At 72.8% G+C, this 15163-nt stretch carries 16 protein-coding genes; 4 read left to right on the forward strand and 12 right to left on the reverse strand.

Features of this window, described 5'->3' with window-relative positions:
• Positions 1 to 9 precede the first annotated feature (9 nt).
• From DAETH_RS04575 to DAETH_RS04585, 3 genes are read right to left on the reverse strand one after another with little or no spacing between them, the layout of a single operon-like run.
• Complete coding sequence (locus DAETH_RS04575; RefSeq protein ID WP_264776740.1) at positions 10 to 672, reverse strand: response regulator; 663 nt, start codon at positions 670 to 672, stop codon at positions 10 to 12.
• Positions 669 to 1730: a DUF4097 domain-containing protein gene (locus DAETH_RS04580; protein ID WP_264776741.1), complete on the reverse strand. Its 1062-nt coding sequence runs from the start codon at positions 1728 to 1730 to the stop codon at positions 669 to 671. The genes DAETH_RS04575 and DAETH_RS04580 overlap by 4 nt, the downstream gene beginning before the upstream one ends.
• Positions 1727 to 3451 (reverse strand): sensor histidine kinase, encoded by a 1725-nt coding sequence (locus DAETH_RS04585; RefSeq protein WP_264776742.1) that lies wholly within the window; start codon positions 3449 to 3451, stop codon positions 1727 to 1729. Before DAETH_RS04585 ends, DAETH_RS04580 begins: the two co-directional genes overlap by 4 nt.
• A 146-nt stretch (positions 3452 to 3597) precedes the next feature.
• Here DAETH_RS04585 and DAETH_RS04590 point away from each other — a divergent pair, with 146 nt between their 5' ends.
• A complete protein-coding gene (locus DAETH_RS04590; RefSeq protein WP_264776743.1) occupies positions 3598 to 4338 on the forward strand; it encodes a hypothetical protein in 741 nt (246 codons plus the stop codon).
• Here the strand turns inward: DAETH_RS04590 and DAETH_RS04595 are convergent.
• From DAETH_RS04595 to DAETH_RS04625, 7 genes are all read right to left on the reverse strand, one after another.
• The gene (locus tag DAETH_RS04595) at positions 4322 to 5827 is read right to left on the reverse strand and encodes a M1 family metallopeptidase (RefSeq protein ID WP_264776744.1); all 1506 of its coding nucleotides are present in this window, start codon (positions 5825 to 5827) and stop codon (positions 4322 to 4324) included. The genes DAETH_RS04590 and DAETH_RS04595 overlap by 17 nt on opposite strands.
• A gap of 4 nt (positions 5828 to 5831) precedes the next feature.
• The gene (locus DAETH_RS04600; protein ID WP_264776745.1) at positions 5832 to 6308 is read right to left on the reverse strand and encodes an NUDIX domain-containing protein; all 477 of its coding nucleotides are present in this window, start codon (positions 6306 to 6308) and stop codon (positions 5832 to 5834) included.
• 55 nt (positions 6309 to 6363) lie between these two features.
• Positions 6364 to 6645, reverse strand: a complete 282-nt coding sequence (locus DAETH_RS04605) for a hypothetical protein (RefSeq protein ID WP_264776746.1) — start codon at positions 6643 to 6645, stop codon at positions 6364 to 6366.
• Between the two features lie 51 nt (positions 6646 to 6696).
• Positions 6697 to 7122 (reverse strand): acyl-CoA thioesterase, encoded by a 426-nt coding sequence (locus DAETH_RS04610; RefSeq protein WP_264776747.1) that lies wholly within the window; start codon positions 7120 to 7122, stop codon positions 6697 to 6699.
• On the reverse strand, positions 7119 to 7406 hold the full coding sequence (locus DAETH_RS04615; RefSeq protein ID WP_264776748.1) for a ribosome-binding factor A: 288 nt from the start codon (positions 7404 to 7406) through the stop codon (positions 7119 to 7121). Before DAETH_RS04615 ends, DAETH_RS04610 begins: the two co-directional genes overlap by 4 nt.
• Before the next feature lie 121 nt (positions 7407 to 7527).
• Positions 7528 to 8895 (reverse strand): LysM peptidoglycan-binding domain-containing protein, encoded by a 1368-nt coding sequence (locus DAETH_RS04620; RefSeq protein ID WP_264776749.1) that lies wholly within the window; start codon positions 8893 to 8895, stop codon positions 7528 to 7530.
• 90 nt (positions 8896 to 8985) lie between these two features.
• Positions 8986 to 9273: a hypothetical protein gene (locus DAETH_RS04625; RefSeq protein WP_264776750.1), complete on the reverse strand. Its 288-nt coding sequence runs from the start codon at positions 9271 to 9273 to the stop codon at positions 8986 to 8988.
• A 130-nt stretch (positions 9274 to 9403) separates the two neighbouring features.
• On the opposite strand from DAETH_RS04625, the gene DAETH_RS04630 reads away from it, so the two are divergent.
• On the forward strand, positions 9404 to 10360 hold the full coding sequence (locus DAETH_RS04630) for a LysR family transcriptional regulator (protein WP_264776751.1): 957 nt from the start codon (positions 9404 to 9406) through the stop codon (positions 10358 to 10360).
• 61 nt (positions 10361 to 10421) lie between these two features.
• Here the strand turns inward: DAETH_RS04630 and DAETH_RS04635 are convergent, their stop codons facing one another.
• Both DAETH_RS04635 and DAETH_RS04640 read right to left on the reverse strand, forming a co-directional pair.
• The gene (locus DAETH_RS04635) at positions 10422 to 11336 is read right to left on the reverse strand and encodes an ABC transporter permease (protein WP_264776752.1); all 915 of its coding nucleotides are present in this window, start codon (positions 11334 to 11336) and stop codon (positions 10422 to 10424) included.
• Entirely contained in the window at positions 11337 to 13328 is a 1992-nt protein-coding gene (locus DAETH_RS04640; protein WP_264776753.1) for an ABC transporter permease, read from the reverse strand.
• Positions 13329 to 13538: 210 nt separating this feature from the next.
• Here DAETH_RS04640 and ndk point away from each other — a divergent pair, with 210 nt between their 5' ends.
• Both ndk and DAETH_RS04650 read left to right on the forward strand, forming a co-directional pair.
• Positions 13539 to 13955: a nucleoside-diphosphate kinase gene (gene ndk / locus DAETH_RS04645; protein ID WP_264776754.1), complete on the forward strand. Its 417-nt coding sequence runs from the start codon at positions 13539 to 13541 to the stop codon at positions 13953 to 13955.
• Between the two features lie 144 nt (positions 13956 to 14099).
• A complete protein-coding gene (locus DAETH_RS04650; protein ID WP_264776755.1) occupies positions 14100 to 15149 on the forward strand; it encodes a GGDEF domain-containing protein in 1050 nt (349 codons plus the stop codon).
• Positions 15150 to 15163 lie beyond the last annotated feature (14 nt).

Below are 15163 nucleotides of genomic sequence, written 5' to 3' on the forward strand. Positions count from 1 at the left end.
GCCAATCATTCACCCCTCCTCCAGCCGCGCCAGCCCGTGCCGCAGCGCGTAGAGCGCCGCCTGCGTCCGGCTCTCCAGTCCCAGCTTGCTCAAGAGTCGGCTCACGTGCGTCTTGACGGTGGCCTCGCTCACGCCCTGGTCCTGGGCGATGTCGCGGTTGGAGTGGCCCCGCGCGATAAGTTGCAGCACGATGGTCTCCTTGGGAGTCAGCGTCTCGCGCATGTCTGGGGTGCGGAAGTCGCGGACCAGGCGGCGGGCGGCCTCGGGGTGCAGCCGCACCTCGCCCCGGGCGGCGGCGTGGATGGCGTCGGCGAGGGTATCCGAGGAGGCGTCCTTGAGCATGTAGCCGATGGCCCCGGCCTCGATGGCGCCGTTGACCTTGTGCTCCTCCAGGGTGCTCGTCAGCGCGATGACCTCGGTGTCGGGGTGCTGGCGGCGTAGGAGCCGGGTGGCCTGGATGCCGTCCATCACGGGCATCATCAGGTCCATCACGACGACCTGGGGGCGCAGGGTGCCCGCCTGGGCGAGCGCCTCCTCGCCGTTGGCGGCCTCGCCGACGACCTCGATGGAGGGGTCGAGGCCCAGAAAGAGCCGCAGCCCCTGCCGGACGACGGCGTGGTCGTCCACGAGGAGCACGCGCACGGTGGGGGCAGGGAGGGGTTCGGCGGTCACGGCGTCGGGTCTCCTTCGGGACTGGTCCCCGGGTCACGAGTCGCGAGGTCGCTCACCCGTGCGTCGATGAAGAGGTCGAGGTCGGGGGCGTCGAGGGCGCGGGAGGTGCTGGCGGCGGTGTTGCCCTGGCGGAGCCACCCCTCCGGCAGCTCGACCGTATTGCGGTCGGTGAAGCGGACCCGGGTGGAGAGGTCGCGCGGCACCACCAGCGTCATCCGCCCCCCCTCCGAGCGAAAGTCGAAGGTGCCCGCCGCCCCGTCGGGGAGGTTCAGGTCCACGTCGCCCGAGCCCGTGGTCACGCTCAGGCGGTCCACGCGCGGCAACTCGCCCGTCACGTCGCCGCTGCGGGTGCCGAGATTTAACGCCTCGGTGCGGGCGCTCCCCAGGGCGAGGCGCACGTCGCCGCTCTCGGTATTCACGCGCAGGGCGGGCGAGCGCCACTCGGGCCGGGCGCGCAGGTCCACGTCGCCCCCCAGCGTCACGAAGGTCAGCGGCCCGCTCTGGCGCCCCGGCAGGGTGGCCGTCACGTCCCCGAAACTCGACCGCACGCTGAGCGCCCGTAGCCGCAGGGCGTGGAGGTCCAGCCGCGCGTCGCCGCTGTAGGAGTCGGTCGAAAGGGTGACGGGCACGCCCCGGGTCAGCCCCACGTCCAGCTTGTGTTGCAGGGGCGTGGTGCCTCCCCGGATCACCCCCTCGTTCAGCGGCCTGACGTTCAGGCGCAGGTTGGTGTGGAGGGTGCCCTCCTGCCGGATCGTCGCCAGTTCCACCGGGTTGCGCTCGCGGCGGGTGGCCGTGCCGACGAGGGCCGCCCGTTCGGGCCACGCCAGCCCGCCGACGAGGAGGGTGGTGCGGTCCCCCTCCAGCCGGACGTTCAGCGAGTTCGCGCCTGCCAGCGGGACGCGCAGGGGTGTCCGAACCGTGCTCAGGCCGGGCGTGGGCGTGACCTGCGCGCCCTGCCAGCCCAGCCCCACCCCGCCCGCCACGAGCGCGAGCCCCAGCGCGATGCGCGCGAGAACCGGGGGCAGGGGGCGGTCGGGAGGGCGCCGGGCAATGGTCACGCGCCCACCTCCGTCTCCTGCTGGGGGACCGGGTGGGGCGCGGCGGGCAGGGTCAGGGTGACGGTCGTTCCCGCGCTCACTTCGCTCCTCACGTCGAGGGTGCCGCCCACCTCCCGCGCCCGCTCGCGCATCCCCCGCTGGCCGAGGGTCCCGCCCGGCAGGGTCGCGGCGTCGAAGCCGCGCCCATCGTCGCGGACCCGCACGGTGACCTCACCCCCCTCCTCGCGGACGGTGAGCCACACCCGGGAGGCGCGGGCGTGCTTGACGACGTTGTGCATCGCCTCCTGCGCGACCCGGTAGGCGGCTGCCTGAGCGGCGGGGGAGAGGTGTGGCTCCGCCCCCAGGTCGGCGTGGACGGTCAGGCCGTGGCGGGCCTCCAGGGCGTGAGCGTGCTGGGAGAGGGCCGCGATCAAGCCGCCCTCCTCCAGCGCGTCGGGGCGCAGGCTGAAGAGCAGGGCCTTCATCTCGCTGACTCCGCCCTCGGCGAGTCGGATGGTGTAGTCCAGACTCGCCCGCGTGCGCCCCTCGTCCCGGCCCAGCGTCGCCCGGGCCGTCTTCGCGCCGAGGGTGATGCCGTAGAGGGCCTGCGCCACGCTGTCGTGCAGTTCGCGGGCCAGCCGGGCGCGTTCCTGCTCCCCCGCCCGCGCGCTCGCCCGCTCGATGAGTTCGGCGGCGTGCAGGGCCGTGCCCGCGTGGTCGGCGATGCTCAGCAGGAAGGCGAGTTCGTCCGGGGTGGGCCCGGTGCCGGGCGCATACACCGCGCGCAGGGTGCCGCCGTCTCGCCCGCCCGCCACGACCGGCAGGGTTGCCAGGGCGCCGCCCCCCGCCGCGAGCCGCACGTCCGCCCCGCCCGCCGCGAGGAAGGGCGAGGGCCCGCGCAACTCCGGGGAGTCGGGCCCGCTCGCCGCGCGCACGGTGCCGTCCGGGGTGACGAGCGCCACCGCCCGCGCCGTGCTCGCCGCCCGCGCCTGCCCCGCCAGGTCGGCGAGGGTCGCGCCCAAGTCGTCCCCCAGGGCCACCCGGCCCGCTGCCCGGCGCAGCGCGGCCACCTCGCGGCGGGCGATCACCTCGTCCGCCCGGTTGGCGAGCAGCGCGGAGGCGAGCCGCCCCCACATCCGCCCGAACAGGTCGAGCACCGCCGCCGTGACGAGGAGCCCGCCCACGCCCGCCAGGGTCAGGCCCGCCACCCCGAGCCCGGAGAAAGCCACCGTGCCGCCGTCCCACATCACGGGAAACACGTCGGGGCGGCGGGTCCACAGCGGCGCCGTGAGGGCGAGGAGCGACACGCCGAGAAGTGACCCCAGCACCACCCAGCACAGGGCGGCGAGGGGCAGTTGCACGGTATGGAACATCAGCGCCCGGTACGTCGCCCCTTCGCTCAGGGTCGCCCGCAGCCAGGGGAGGACGCCCGCGTGGGTCGGGGGCGGCAGCACCCGCGAGAAGCGCACCCCGACCAGCCCGGCCAGCCACCGCTGCACCTCCGCGAGCGCCGGGACGAGCCAGAGGGTGCCCAGCAGGAGGGCGGCGCCCGCGAGCAGCGGCAGGGTGAGCACACCCGAGAGCGTCCCGACGGCGAGCAGGAGGAAGACCAGCCCGCCCAGCGGCAGCGCCAACGCGACGTACAGCGCCACACGGTAGGTCCGCACGCTCAGCAGATCGGAGAACGGTCCCTCCCGGCGGGCCCGCCCGGGTGCAGGTGGCAGGGTCATCGCCTCCATCATGCCCGCAGGGTAGGAGGAAGGGGAGGGGAGGAACGTCCGCCGAAAGGGGGAAGGGCTGGAGACAAGTCCGCCTGTGATCATGTCCGCTTAGCCCTCACGAGCGAGAATTAAGTGAAGTGCAAGACTCGGCGCCTTACCCTCTCCCGGTGCCTTTCCGAAAGACCCTGTTGCCCCTCCTGCTCATGGGTGTGCTGAGTGCTCCGACCTTGGCGAAGGGGACTCCTCCTGCCCCTCCGACGGCCATGGCGACCGTGCTCGCCTCAGTGACGACCGCGACGCCCGTGCAACTCGTGACGGTCGGCTTCTCCAAAGAGACGACGGCAACGCTGGCGCGGTTGCAGGCGGCGATGAAGGAGCACCCCGTCGAGACCCTCGACCTCACATTGAACACGCCGGAGGGCCAGCCCTTCCCCTACCGCGAGTGGTTCGGCATCTCCCGCGAGGCCTACGCGCAGGTCAGGGCGGCCAAGCCTGACCTCTTCCCGTCAGGCACCTCGACCCTGACCGTCCACAAGCGCGGCACGGGCGGCAGCCTGCTGGTCCTTCAGGGGGGTGACGGTCTGGAAGCCCTCAACGGCCTGCAAGTCAACCTCAAGGCCAACACCATCCGTACACCCTGGGGAACCACGGAAATCGGCAAGCCGGTCAGCGTGAACGACAAAGACGGGATGAGTCCTCGCACGGGCACCACCTGGGAGATTGACCAGGGAGACCTGACGACGGGCAACATCACTGGCGTCACGTTCACGCTGATGCGTCTCGCACGGGATGGCCGAATCCTAGTGAACTACAAGGTGGGCATCATGCGCGACTATGAGGTCACCCAGAAAACGGACCTGACCTTTCTGCTGCCCCCCGGTAACGGGCCTCTCAAAGACGCGGGCTGACGCTCGCCCGCGCCACCACCGGTAGCGGTGGCAGCCCCGGCGACTCCACCCACAGCCGCAGCGCCGCCTCCCCCCGCTCGCCCGTCTGCGCGCGGGCGAAGGCGAGGAACTCCGCCGTGCTCACCGTGCCCCCCGAGAAGCGGGCCGTGTAGGCGCGCAGGAAGGCCCGGAAGGCGCCGTCGCCGACCGCCACGCGCAGGGCCTGGAGGGCCAGCGCCCCGCGCTGGTAGGCGCTGCGGTCGAACAGTTGCTCCTCCCGGGTGGCGACGAGGGGCCGGGTGCCCGCGCGCACCAGGGTGTCGTACCACCGGGTCACGACCGCCCCCCCGTCCTCCCCCTGCGCCTCGGTCCAGATCAGCTCGGAGTAGGTCGCAAAACCCTCGTTCAGCCACACGTCCGCCCAGGTGGCCGGGCTCACGGCGTTGCCGAACCACTGGTGGGCGAGTTCGTGGACGGAGGTGCGCTCGCCGCTCGTGACCGGGATGGTGCTCAGCGTGGCGGTCTCCAGGGCGGGCAGGCGGGGCGTGACGACCGCCGTCCCGTACGCGCCGAAGGGGTAGGGGCCGAACCAGTCGGAGAGCACCCGCAGCGCCTCCCCGGTCCGGGTGTAGACGGCGCGGACGTTCGGGGGCGTGCTCACCGGGAAGTAGTCGCGCCGCGCGACCGGGGCCCCGTTCACCCCCACGGGTACGGGCGGCGCCGTCACCCGCTCGAAGCGGTCGACAAACAGGCCCAGCACGTAGGTCGGGATGGGCTCGGCCTGCGTGAAGACGAAGGTGCGCGTGCCGTTCCCCTCGCCCACGGGGCCCTCCACCCCGCTCGCCGCCGCCACGTAGCCCTGCGGCACCGTGATCCGGGTGGTAAAGGTCGCCTTGTCGGAGGGATGGTCGTTGCACGGCAAGAAGGTGTGCGTGCCGTGCGGCTCGCTGAGGGCGAAGTTCGCCCCCGCCCGCCCCCCGGCTGCCGGAACGCTCTGCCAGCCGAGTTCGACGGGCGCGGCGCCGAAGCCCGGGTCGAGGATCACGCCCGGCCGTCCCCGGTACTCCACACTCAAATGCGCCTCATGCCCGGGAAGCAGCGGCGCGGGGGGCGTCACGACGAGCTTCTGGGCCGCCGCGTCCACCCGGAAGGGCGCGGCCCGGCCGTTCCAGCGCACGGCGGTCACCGCCGGACCCAGGAAATCCAGCCGCACCTCGGGCAGGGCGCGGGTGCTCGCCAGCGTGAGGGTGACGGCGCCGCGCAACTCCGGCGTGCCGGGCCGCTCCACCGTCAGGGCGACGTCGTAGTGCCGCACGTCGAGCCCCGCCTGCCCGAGGCCGGGGAAGATGGGGTCTCGCAGCGTGTCGGCCGGGGTCGAGGTGACCGGACGCGCCGGAATCGTCAGGGGTGAGGGGGGAGACGGCTGAGCCCCCGTCCAGCCCAGCCCCCCGCCCAGACTCAGGACGCCCAGCAGCAGGAGGAAACGTCGTCCCCGGTTTTCCTGGGTCATGGCCTTAGATGGGGTAGTAGGTCCGGGCCTCGCCGCGCAGGAAGTCGCGGGTGGGCACCCAGATCAGGGGGTTGCGTTCCTCGACCTCGGGGGGCGGGCCGTAGCGCACCAGGCCCTCGACCTGCTCGAAGGGCACCCACTTCACGCCCACCACCTCGGGGTCGCTGGGACCGATCTCGCCGCTGAAGGTCGCCGTGAAGCGCCCGAAGTTGGCGTAGCACTCGTTGCGGGTGCCCGTCAGCATCTCGCCTTCGAGGAGGCTCACGAACACGAGGTCGGTGACGGTCAGGCCCGTCTCCACGGCGACCTGCCGGACGGCGGCGCTCGCCAGGCTCTCGCCCGGCAGGGCCTTGCCGCCGGGCAGGCCGTAGAAGATGCTGCCGTCGTCCATCCGCTCCTCGACGAGCAGGAGCTGCCCCTCCCGGACGAGGTAGACGTGTGCGGCGCGCTTGATGGGCAGGGTGCGCGACAGGTGGGTCATGTGGGAGGCAGTCTAGCGGGAAGGGGAGGGGAAGGGTGGGGGAAGCCGTCAGCGATCAGCCCTCAGCTTCCGACTCCATCAGCGGGTTGAGTTGCTGCGCAAACAGCTCACCCAGTTCCTGCTGAATGGTCAGGAGTCGGGCCTGAACGAAGTCGAGTTGGGCAGAGCTGGAGCGCCCCCTGAGTTTCCGGTTGAGCCCCTCCAGCGGTGCGGCGAGGGCTCTGGCCTGCTGGCGTATATGAGGAGTCGCCTGGGGTGTCTTCTCGATGCGGAGCTGAAACCCCACGACCCGGCCATAAAGCTGCCGTACGGCTTCAAGACGATCCGGCTCAGGCACATCCCCAGTTTGCATCGTCAACGTGGCGTTGCAGAACTCTCCCGCTGCCGCTCACGACCTCCCCGACAGCCGCGCCACCACGTCGTCGGGCAACCGCGCCGGGCGGTAGGTCTTGTCGGTGGCGATATGGCGGGTCTCGCCCGTCGCCAGCAACTCGTCCCCGCGCCGGACCTCATAGGAGAAGGTGAGGGTGCGCGAGCGGACGTTCCCCACCCGCGTCACCAGCGTCAGGAGGTCGTCGTAGCGGGCGGCGCGGCGGTACTCGACGTTCAGGCCGGAGAGCATCAGGAAGTAGCCGCGCGCCTCGACCTCGGTGTAGGGGAGGCCGAGCGCGTGCATCAGGTCGGTGCGCCCCACCTCGAACCACACCGGGTAGGTCGCGTGGTGGGCCACCCCCATCGCGTCCGTCTCGGCGTAACGCACGCGCAGGGCGCTGCGGGTTTCGGGCACGGTCGCCCCCGGGTCGGTCGCCGTCACAGCGGCGAGTCTCCCGCGTCGCGGAACTCCAGGGTGGGCGTGCGCCGCATCCGCACCTGGGCGGCGACCTCGCGCTGGAGGTGCCCCCGCGCGTGCGAGAGGGCGTCGAGCAGGGCGGGCATGTCGGCCCCCATCGCGCTCACGTACACCCGGGCGAGCCCGTAGTCCGCCGTCACCATGACCCGCTCGACCGTCACGATCAGCGGCACGCGCGGGTCGCGCAGTTCGGCGATGGCGCTCGACAGCACCCGCGTGAGTTGCGCCTGGACCTGCTCGGGCTTCACGGGTGGCTCCGGGGGGGAAGAAACGGCGTCATCCCTGCATGGTAGGGCAGGGAGGGGCGACCAGTGGCCAGCTTCCAGCAGCCAGCAAGGACGGGACAGGCGCTTTTTTGCTGGCCGCTCCTCACCTCGCGTAGCGCCGCCCGGTGTAGTCCGTGAACACGCCGATCCCGTACGCGACCTTGCGTACGCTGTCGAGCATCGGCTGGCCGTTCCACGCGAGGCCCGCGCTGCTGCCGCCGTCGAGGAGAAGGGCGTCTTTCACGCCCAGCCGGGCCATCACCTTGCCCATCTCGGTCGTCGTGAGCCTCGCGTGGGTGGTCACGAAGACGAGGTCGCGGCTCCCGCTCAGGCCCACGGCGCTGCGGGCGGCGCGGCCGAAGAGGGCGGGGTCACGGAAGACGTTGGCATAGTGGGTGACGACCCTGCCCGAGCGCAGGATGCGCGGGCCGGTGGCGATCACGGTCTCCATGCCGCGCCAGCTCGCCTCCAGCGGGCGACCGAGCAGGGGCGTGGTGCTCGTGATGATCGTCGCGCGGTTGTCAGGCGTGATGGCGAGCGCGGCGGGGATACGGCCCCAGGCGAGGAGACGGCCCTGCATCACGAGGTCTCCGGCGGGCACGTAGGAGCGGGGGTGGAAGTAGCTGCCGTTCACGACCGCCCGCGCCCCGCTCGTGCGCGCCAGGGTCCCCACCCGCGCCCCCGCGCTCAGGCCCGCCCGGGGCAGCACGGGCGCGACGAGCACGTCCCGGTGCCGCAGGTCCACCCGCAGCACCCGCACCGGGATGTTGAGGGGAGCGAGTGTTTTAACGCTGATCGGCCGACTCCTGGGCGCGGGCGGAATCGGCACGGGCACCCGGCGCGGCACGAGCACCCGCTGCCCGACGTAGGGGCGAGCGCGGACATTCAGACGGTTGAGCCGGGCGAGGCTCGCGGCGGTCGTGTGATAGCGGCGGGCCAGCGAGGCAAGCGTGTCGCGGGCGCCCACCCGCACGTACCCGTACACCACCCGCACCTCGGTGGTGGGCCGGGCGGGCGCGGGGCGGCGGGCAGTCACCGTCACCGTGCCGCGCGGGGGCACCCGCAGCCGCTGGCCGGGTTTGATCAGGGTGCCGCCCAAGTTGTTGGCGGCCCGCAGCGCGGCCACGCTGACTCCCGCCCGGGCAGCGATCCGCCCCAGGTTGTCGCCGGGGCGAACGGTGTAGAGGCTCGTCCGGGCCGGAGCGGGCCGAGGTGGGGTGGGTTTGGGCACCGTCGCCCTGGCCACCACGGGAGGATTCCCGCTCAGCCGCAACTTCTGCCCGGGCTTGATGGTGGTGGACTTCAGGCCGTTGAGGACCTTGAGCTTCGCCACGCTCACCCCGCTCCGCCGGGCGATGCCGTAGAGCGTGTCCCCCGGGCGAACCGTGATCGTCTTGGTCGCCGCAAGGGCGTCCGGCCCGCACAGCAGGGGGCCGAGCAGGAGGGCCAGCAGGGTCAGGCGGCGGAGCATGGACCCACAGCCAAGCACGGGCGCGCCGCGTGTGGGTGAGCCGGAACTGACGCGCTCCCCAAACGTCTAGGGCGTGGTGGGGGAAGTCGCCTACCGCCGCGCCCGCCGAATGGGGCCGAGCGGTGTGTACCCGGCGATCCGCAGGTCCAGGTCCAGGTCCCCCGCCCCCAGCCCCGGGAGGCGCGGCCTCGCCTCCAGCGTCGCGTCTCCCAGCCGGGCGACGGCCCAGGCGCGCAGCTCCCAGTCGGGCAGGAGGGGCACGGTCGCCCGCCCGTCCGGCGTGAGCACCTCGGCGATCAGGGTGCCGAACACCTCGCCCTCCGGTCGGGCGGGGCTAAGGGGAAGGTCGATAGGGGGAAACTGCCGGGCGTGGGTCATCGGGGCCACCTCCTGCCCCCCAGCGTGCGCCCGGACTCCACCCACAGGACATCGGGTGGACGGGGGACGGCGAGGCCGGGGCATCGGGGAAACCGATGGCAAGGTCAGGCCGCGCGCCTACAATCGGGGTATGACCGACCGGACGCCCCCCGCCCCCTCGCTGGCCCAGCTCCGCGCCCTGATCGCGGTGGCGGACGCCGGGGGTTTCGGCGAGGCGGCGGCGGAGTACGGCGTGTCGCAGTCGAGCCTCAGCGAGGCGGTCGCCAAGCTGGAGGCGCTGGCGGGCCGCCCCCTGCTGCGCCGGACGCCGGGCGGGACCGTTCCCACCGAGGCAGGCGCCCGGGTCCTGACCCACGCCCGCGCCGCCGTGCAGGCCGCCGCCGACGCGCTCCTCGCCGCGCAGGAGGAGAACGGAGGCCTGTCGGGCACCCTGCGGGTCGCGTCCATGCGCTCCGCCGCCACGCACCTGTTGCCGCCCGCCCTCGCGGCGTTCCGGGCCCGCCACCCGCGCGTGACGGTCGCCCTGCTCGACTCGGATGCAGGCGGGGGAGGGGCGCCCGCCGTCCGCTCGGGCCGGGCCGACCTCGCGGTTATCCTCGCCGACGAGGCCCCGGACCTGCGCCTGTCCCCCCTGCCGCCCGACGAGTACCTCTTCGTCGCCCCGGCCGCGCGCGGGACGCACCCCGTCACCCTCGCCGAGCTGGGCGCCGCGCCCCTGATCCTGCCGCCGCATCTCGACTCCTGTTACCGGCGAATCCGCACGTACCTCGCCGCGCGTGGCGTGTCCCTGACGGCCGTCTCCGAGGTCGAGCAGGACAGCGTGATCCTCTCGATGGTGGGGCATGGCCTGGGCGTTACCGTCATGCCTCGGCTCGCGCTCCTCCCCCTGCCGCCGGGCCTCGTCGCCCTGCCGCTGCCCGAACCCCTCGCCCGGCCCCTCGCGCTCGCCGCGCTGCCCCACCGGGCGGGCCTGCCGGTCATCCGGGCCTTTACCCAGGCCGTGCTCTCTCACCTTCCGGTCCCCGAGCTGCCCGCGAAGGAGCCGGGGCCTCTCCCCGTTCCGGTTTCCGCCCCACCCCTCAACTGAGGAGCCAAATGAGGAGGCGGGCCGTCCATCCCGGGGCCCGCCTCCCGCCGTGTTTCCCTCCTCAGCCGTCGTACGGTCTGCCCAGCGAGCGAGGGGCGGCGCTGCGGCCCGTGAAGATCAGCGCGATGATGGTGATGAGGTACGGCAGCGCCGTGACGAGGGTCGGCGGCAGCAGGTCGGTCCCGCCCAGGGTGATCGAGAGCGCCTGGAGGAAGCCGAAGAGCAGGGTGGCGCCCAGCACGCCGAGCGGCTTCCACTGCCCGAAGATCAAGGCCGCAAGCGAGATGAAGCCCAATCCCGCGCTGATGTTGCGCACGTACGAGTCGAGGTTGCCGATGCTCAGAAAGACGCCCGCCGTGCCCGCCAGCACTCCGGAGAGGATCACGCCGCTGTAGCGCATCCGCCGCACGTTCACGCCCATGCTCGCCGCCGCGCCGGGATGCTCGCCCGTCGCCCGCAGGCGCAGGCCGTAGGGGGTGCGGTAGAGCACGTACCACGTCACCGCCACCACCAGGAAGGCGAAGAACACGGGTGGGCTGAAACGGAGTTCGCCGACGCCCCACAGTGGCAGCGGGTTCTGGACCTTGGGGCTTTCCGTGCTCGTGCCGTACAGGGCGGTCAGGATCACGGCGGGCACCCCGCTCGCCAGCAGGTTGATCGCCGTGCCGCTGATGACCTGATCGGCGCGGTACTTGATGGACACGACCGCGTGAATCCAGGCGATCAGCCCGCCCACGAGCGCCCCCGCGAGCCATCCCAGCCAGGGGGCGAGCGCCCCGAAGGTGGGCTCCAGCACGAGCGTCGCCACCGCGCCCGCCAGCGCCCCGAAGATGATCAGGCCGTCGAGCGCGATGTTCACCACACCGCTTCGCTCGCTGAAAAGCCCGCCCAGCCCGGTCAGGAGCAGGGGCACGACGGAGCGGATAAAGGTCGCCAGGAAGGCGGTCGTCAGGAGTTGGGCAAAGAGGCCTTCCATCTAGCGGCCCCCTTTCTGGGCCTCTTCGACCCGGGCATTGACCTCGCTGCTCACGCCGAGGTTGGGCAGCGGTGTGGCGCGTTCACCGGCGGCGGCAACGGGGGCGAGTTGAGCCTCCTGCGCCGTGCCGCTCGCGTTCGTCGCCTGCACGAGCTGGGGAGGCGGCGGGTCCGTCACCCGGCGGCTGAGGAATCCGCCCGCCGCGATAAAGAGCACGATCAGGGCCTTGAGCACCGTCACGATGTCGCGGTTCACCCGGTCGAGCTGCTGGTCGACCTCCAGCCCACCGGTGTCGATGGCGCCGAACAGGACGCTCGCCGCCACCACGCCCGCCGGGGTGCTCTGCCCCATCAGCGCGACCGCGATGCCGTCGAAGCCGACGTTCACCGGGGTGTTCCCCCGCAGCCGGTATTCGTCGAGCGCGCCGCCGTTCACGTAGTGGGTGCCCGCCAGCCCCGCGAACATGCCCGCCAGCGTCATCGCCAGGACGGTCCCGCGCGCCACGCTGATCCCGCCGTACTCCGCTGCCCGGGGGGATAAGCCGACCGCCCGCAGCGCGTACCCGGTCGCCGTGCGCCACATCAGGACGCCGAACAGCGCCACGCAGAGAAGCGCGATCAGGAAGGAGGCGTTGAGCTGGCTGCCCGTGACCTGTACCGGGATGCCGACGCGCCACGTCAGCGCCCCCAGCACGAGCGCGGCCAACCCGGCGAGCAGGGTGCCCCGCCGCACCCGCGCGAGCAGCGGGCGGGCGACGAAGAAGGTGACGAGGGCCACGATTGGGGCGATAGTCAGGGCCACGCCGCCGGGGCCGCCCACGTTGAAGAGGTCGAGCAGGGTGGGCAGCCGCGCCGCCTCCTGCAACTCCTCGGTGCGGGGCTCGAATCCCTCGGCCTTGAAGGGCAGGCTGTACTCCCGCCCCAGGAAGGGGAAGGTCTCGCTGCCGATCAGGAAGATGAAGATGGCCGAGGCGATGTAATTGAGCATGATCGTGTTGATCACCTCGCTCGACCCGAACCGCGCCTTGAGAAAACCCGGAATCGCGCCCCACAGCGCCCCGCCCAGCCCGGCCGCGATCACCGAGAGGAGCAGCAGCCCCCACCCCAGCCCGGGGGGGCCGTACACGCCCACGAGCGCCGCCGCGATGGCGCCCATCGTGAGCTGCCCGGGGGCGCCGATGTTGAACAGGCCCGTGCGGAACGCGAAGGCCACGCTCAGCCCGGTGAAGATCAGCGGCGTGGCGAGCTTGAGGCTGTCGAGGAAAGGCCCCAGCGCCGTGATCGGCGCGAAGAGGGCCGAGTACACGAAATACACCACGTCACTCTTGGCGAGCCAGCGGCCCCACAGGGGCAGGGGCACCCCGCCCGAGTTCACCCCCGGCTGCACGACGAGCACGACGACCGCCCCCACGAGCACCGCGAGCGCGATGGCGACGGCGGGCACGAGCAGTCCGCGCAGGCGGTTGAGCCGCTCCCACCACGCCCGCCGCGCGCTCAGCCCCGCGACCGCCGTGATCAGCCCGCCCAGGACCGCGAGGAAGAGGCCCAGATTCATCCCGCCCCCGCCGTAGAAGTTCCGCAGCTGCCGCCGCGCGCCGGGCCGCAGGCTGGTGTCCGTCAGAACCCGCGCCGTCTCGGCACTCAGCACGCCCCCCAGGACGAAGACCGCCGCCACCCCCGCGAGGAAGGCGAGCAGGCCCGTCAGCCACACCCAGCGCGCCCGCCGCACGGCCCCCACCACGCTCGCCACGAGCAGGGCGAGGGCCAGCCAGCCGAGCGTGAGGACGGGCCCCACGGCGGGCAGGGGGGCCTGCTGGTTGGAGCTGAGGTTCAGGGTGCCCCCGGTCAGGTGCAGCAGCACGCCCCCGGCGCTGAAGTCACGCCCGAGGGTGGCGAGGGGAAACAGCAGCAGCCCCGCCGCTGCCACGGCACTCGCCACGAGGGCGATGGTGGCCGCCGTCGGCGAGGGGCGAGGGTCTGGGAGAGAGGTCATTCCTGAATTGTAGGCGCCTGACTGGACAGGCTGGAAGGTGCCCGCCCGGCCGAATCCGCCCCCTTGATCCTCCCGCCGAGTGAGGGCCCGGGATGGGGAGGGCAGCCGCTCGGGGTCGGCGTGCGCCCACCGCACCCCTCCACGGCATTGCCCCGATCCCGGTCCGCCGGGCCCGTGGGGCACGCGGGGCCTGCTATCCTCGCGGGCGGTATGGAACGCACCTTTGCCATGATCAAGCCCGACGGCGTGCGCCGGGGCCTCACGCCCGAGATCCTCGCCCGCATCCAGCGCAAGGGCTACCGCGTGGTCGGCCTCAAGCAGATGGTGATCGCCCGCGAGACGGCGGAAACCCACTACGGCGAGCACCGCGAGCGCCCCTTCTTCGGCGAACTCGTGACGTTCATCACGGGCGGCCCGGTCGTCGCCATCGCCCTTGAGGGCGAGAACGTCATCTCCGGCTGGCGGGCGATGATGGGCGCCACCAACCCGGCCAATGCCGCCCCCGGCACCATCCGCGCCGACTACGCCACCACGACCGGGGAGAACGTCACCCACGGAAGCGACTCGCCCGAGAGTGCCGGGCGTGAACTCGGCCTGTTCTTCAAGCCGGAGGAACTGCTCGGCTGAGCGCCCCCCCTTTCGAGCCGCCCGCAGGCCCCCTCACCCGGGACGCGGGCGGCGTCTTCATCTTTGTTCATCTCTGAAGGTGACCTCCCGGTCAGGCTGCAAGGGAACGGTCAGAGAGAGGGGCTTACCCTGCGGGGCGAGACCATGCTGACCCCCCGCCTTGCCTCCCCCCTCCGCCCCGAGCTGCGCCGCAGCCGCCAGCGGTTGCTGTGGCTGCTGGGCGGGGCCTACCTGCTGTTCGCCGCCGTCACGGCCCTGCTCAATCCGCCCGGCGCCTTTCCGGGGGCGTACCAGACGCCCAAGTTCTGGATCGCGGGCGTCTTCGTGGTGGTCTTGCTCTGCACGGCGCTGGCTCCCCGACACGTTCGCCGAGTCGGCGTGGGCGCGTTCATGGTCCTGACCCCGCTGCTGTGGCTGGAGGCAGGGCGGATGACGTCGTCGGGCACCCTGCCCTTCGAGCTGACTGTGTGGTCGGCGGCCTTGGCCGGTGTGGCCCCCCTGCTGCTGGGCTCCGCGTGGGGGGGCGCGGCGGTCCTGGTCTTCCTGGCGGGGCTGAGCCTCGTGCTGCTGGAGGGGCCGACCCTCTCCCCGGCGCTGCTGGCCGCCTGGGTGGCGGGGGGGCTCGCCACGGGGGTCACGGCGGGCGTCTCGTTCGTCGCCGCCCGGCTCATCGAGGCCAACATCGCCCTGCACGAGCAGGCGAGCGCGCAGCTCCAGGCCGCCCGCTTCGACGGCCTGACCCGGGTGCTGTGCCGCGCCGCGACCGAGGAGGAACTCGAAGACCGTCTGCGCCACGCCGCCGAGGCCCGGGCCCCCCTGAGCGTCGTCATGTGCGACATCGACCATTTCAAGGCCGTCAACGACCAGTACGGTCACCCGGCGGGCGACGACGTGCTGCGTGGCGTCGCCAAGCGGCTGCGCCGCACCGTGCGCGGCTCCGGCGGGCTGGTGGGGCGCTGGGGTGGCGAGGAGTTCCTGATCCTGCTCCCCGGCCTCGCCAAGCCCGAGGCCCAGGCCCTCGCCGAGCGCCTGCGCCAGAGCGTCGCCGCCTCGCCCGTCGCGGGCCTGCCCGTCACCGCCAGCCTCGGCGTCGCCTCCTACCGCCTCGCGGACGACACGGCGGACGCCCTGCTCGCCCGCGCGGACCAGGCCCTGTACGCGGCCAAACGGTCGGGGCGGAACAACGTGAAGTGATGAGGGGTCGGAGG

The sequence above is a fragment of the Deinococcus aetherius genome, from assembly GCF_025997855.1.
Taxonomy (GTDB): Bacteria; Deinococcota; Deinococci; order Deinococcales; family Deinococcaceae; genus Deinococcus; species Deinococcus aetherius.

Bases quoted from the DNA above. Each gene is read 5' to 3' on its own strand.
- DAETH_RS04585 (WP_264776742.1), bottom strand. From the start codon at position 3,451: ATGATGGAGGCGATGACCCTGCCACCTGCACCCGGGCGGGCCCGCCGG.
- DAETH_RS04595 (WP_264776744.1), bottom strand. From the start codon at position 5,827: ATGACCCAGGAAAACCGGGGACGACGTTTCCTCCTGCTGCTGGGCGTC.
- DAETH_RS04600 (WP_264776745.1), bottom strand. From the start codon at position 6,308: ATGACCCACCTGTCGCGCACCCTGCCCATCAAGCGCGCCGCACACGTC.
- DAETH_RS04620 (WP_264776749.1), bottom strand. From the start codon at position 8,895: ATGCTCCGCCGCCTGACCCTGCTGGCCCTCCTGCTCGGCCCCCTGCTG.
- DAETH_RS04625 (WP_264776750.1), bottom strand. From the start codon at position 9,273: ATGACCCACGCCCGGCAGTTTCCCCCTATCGACCTTCCCCTTAGCCCC.
- DAETH_RS04630 (WP_264776751.1), top strand. From the start codon at position 9,404: ATGACCGACCGGACGCCCCCCGCCCCCTCGCTGGCCCAGCTCCGCGCC.
- DAETH_RS04635 (WP_264776752.1), bottom strand. From the start codon at position 11,336: ATGGAAGGCCTCTTTGCCCAACTCCTGACGACCGCCTTCCTGGCGACC.
- DAETH_RS04640 (WP_264776753.1), bottom strand. From the start codon at position 13,328: ATGACCTCTCTCCCAGACCCTCGCCCCTCGCCGACGGCGGCCACCATC.
- ndk (WP_264776754.1), top strand. From the start codon at position 13,539: ATGGAACGCACCTTTGCCATGATCAAGCCCGACGGCGTGCGCCGGGGC.
- DAETH_RS04650 (WP_264776755.1), top strand. From the start codon at position 14,100: ATGCTGACCCCCCGCCTTGCCTCCCCCCTCCGCCCCGAGCTGCGCCGC.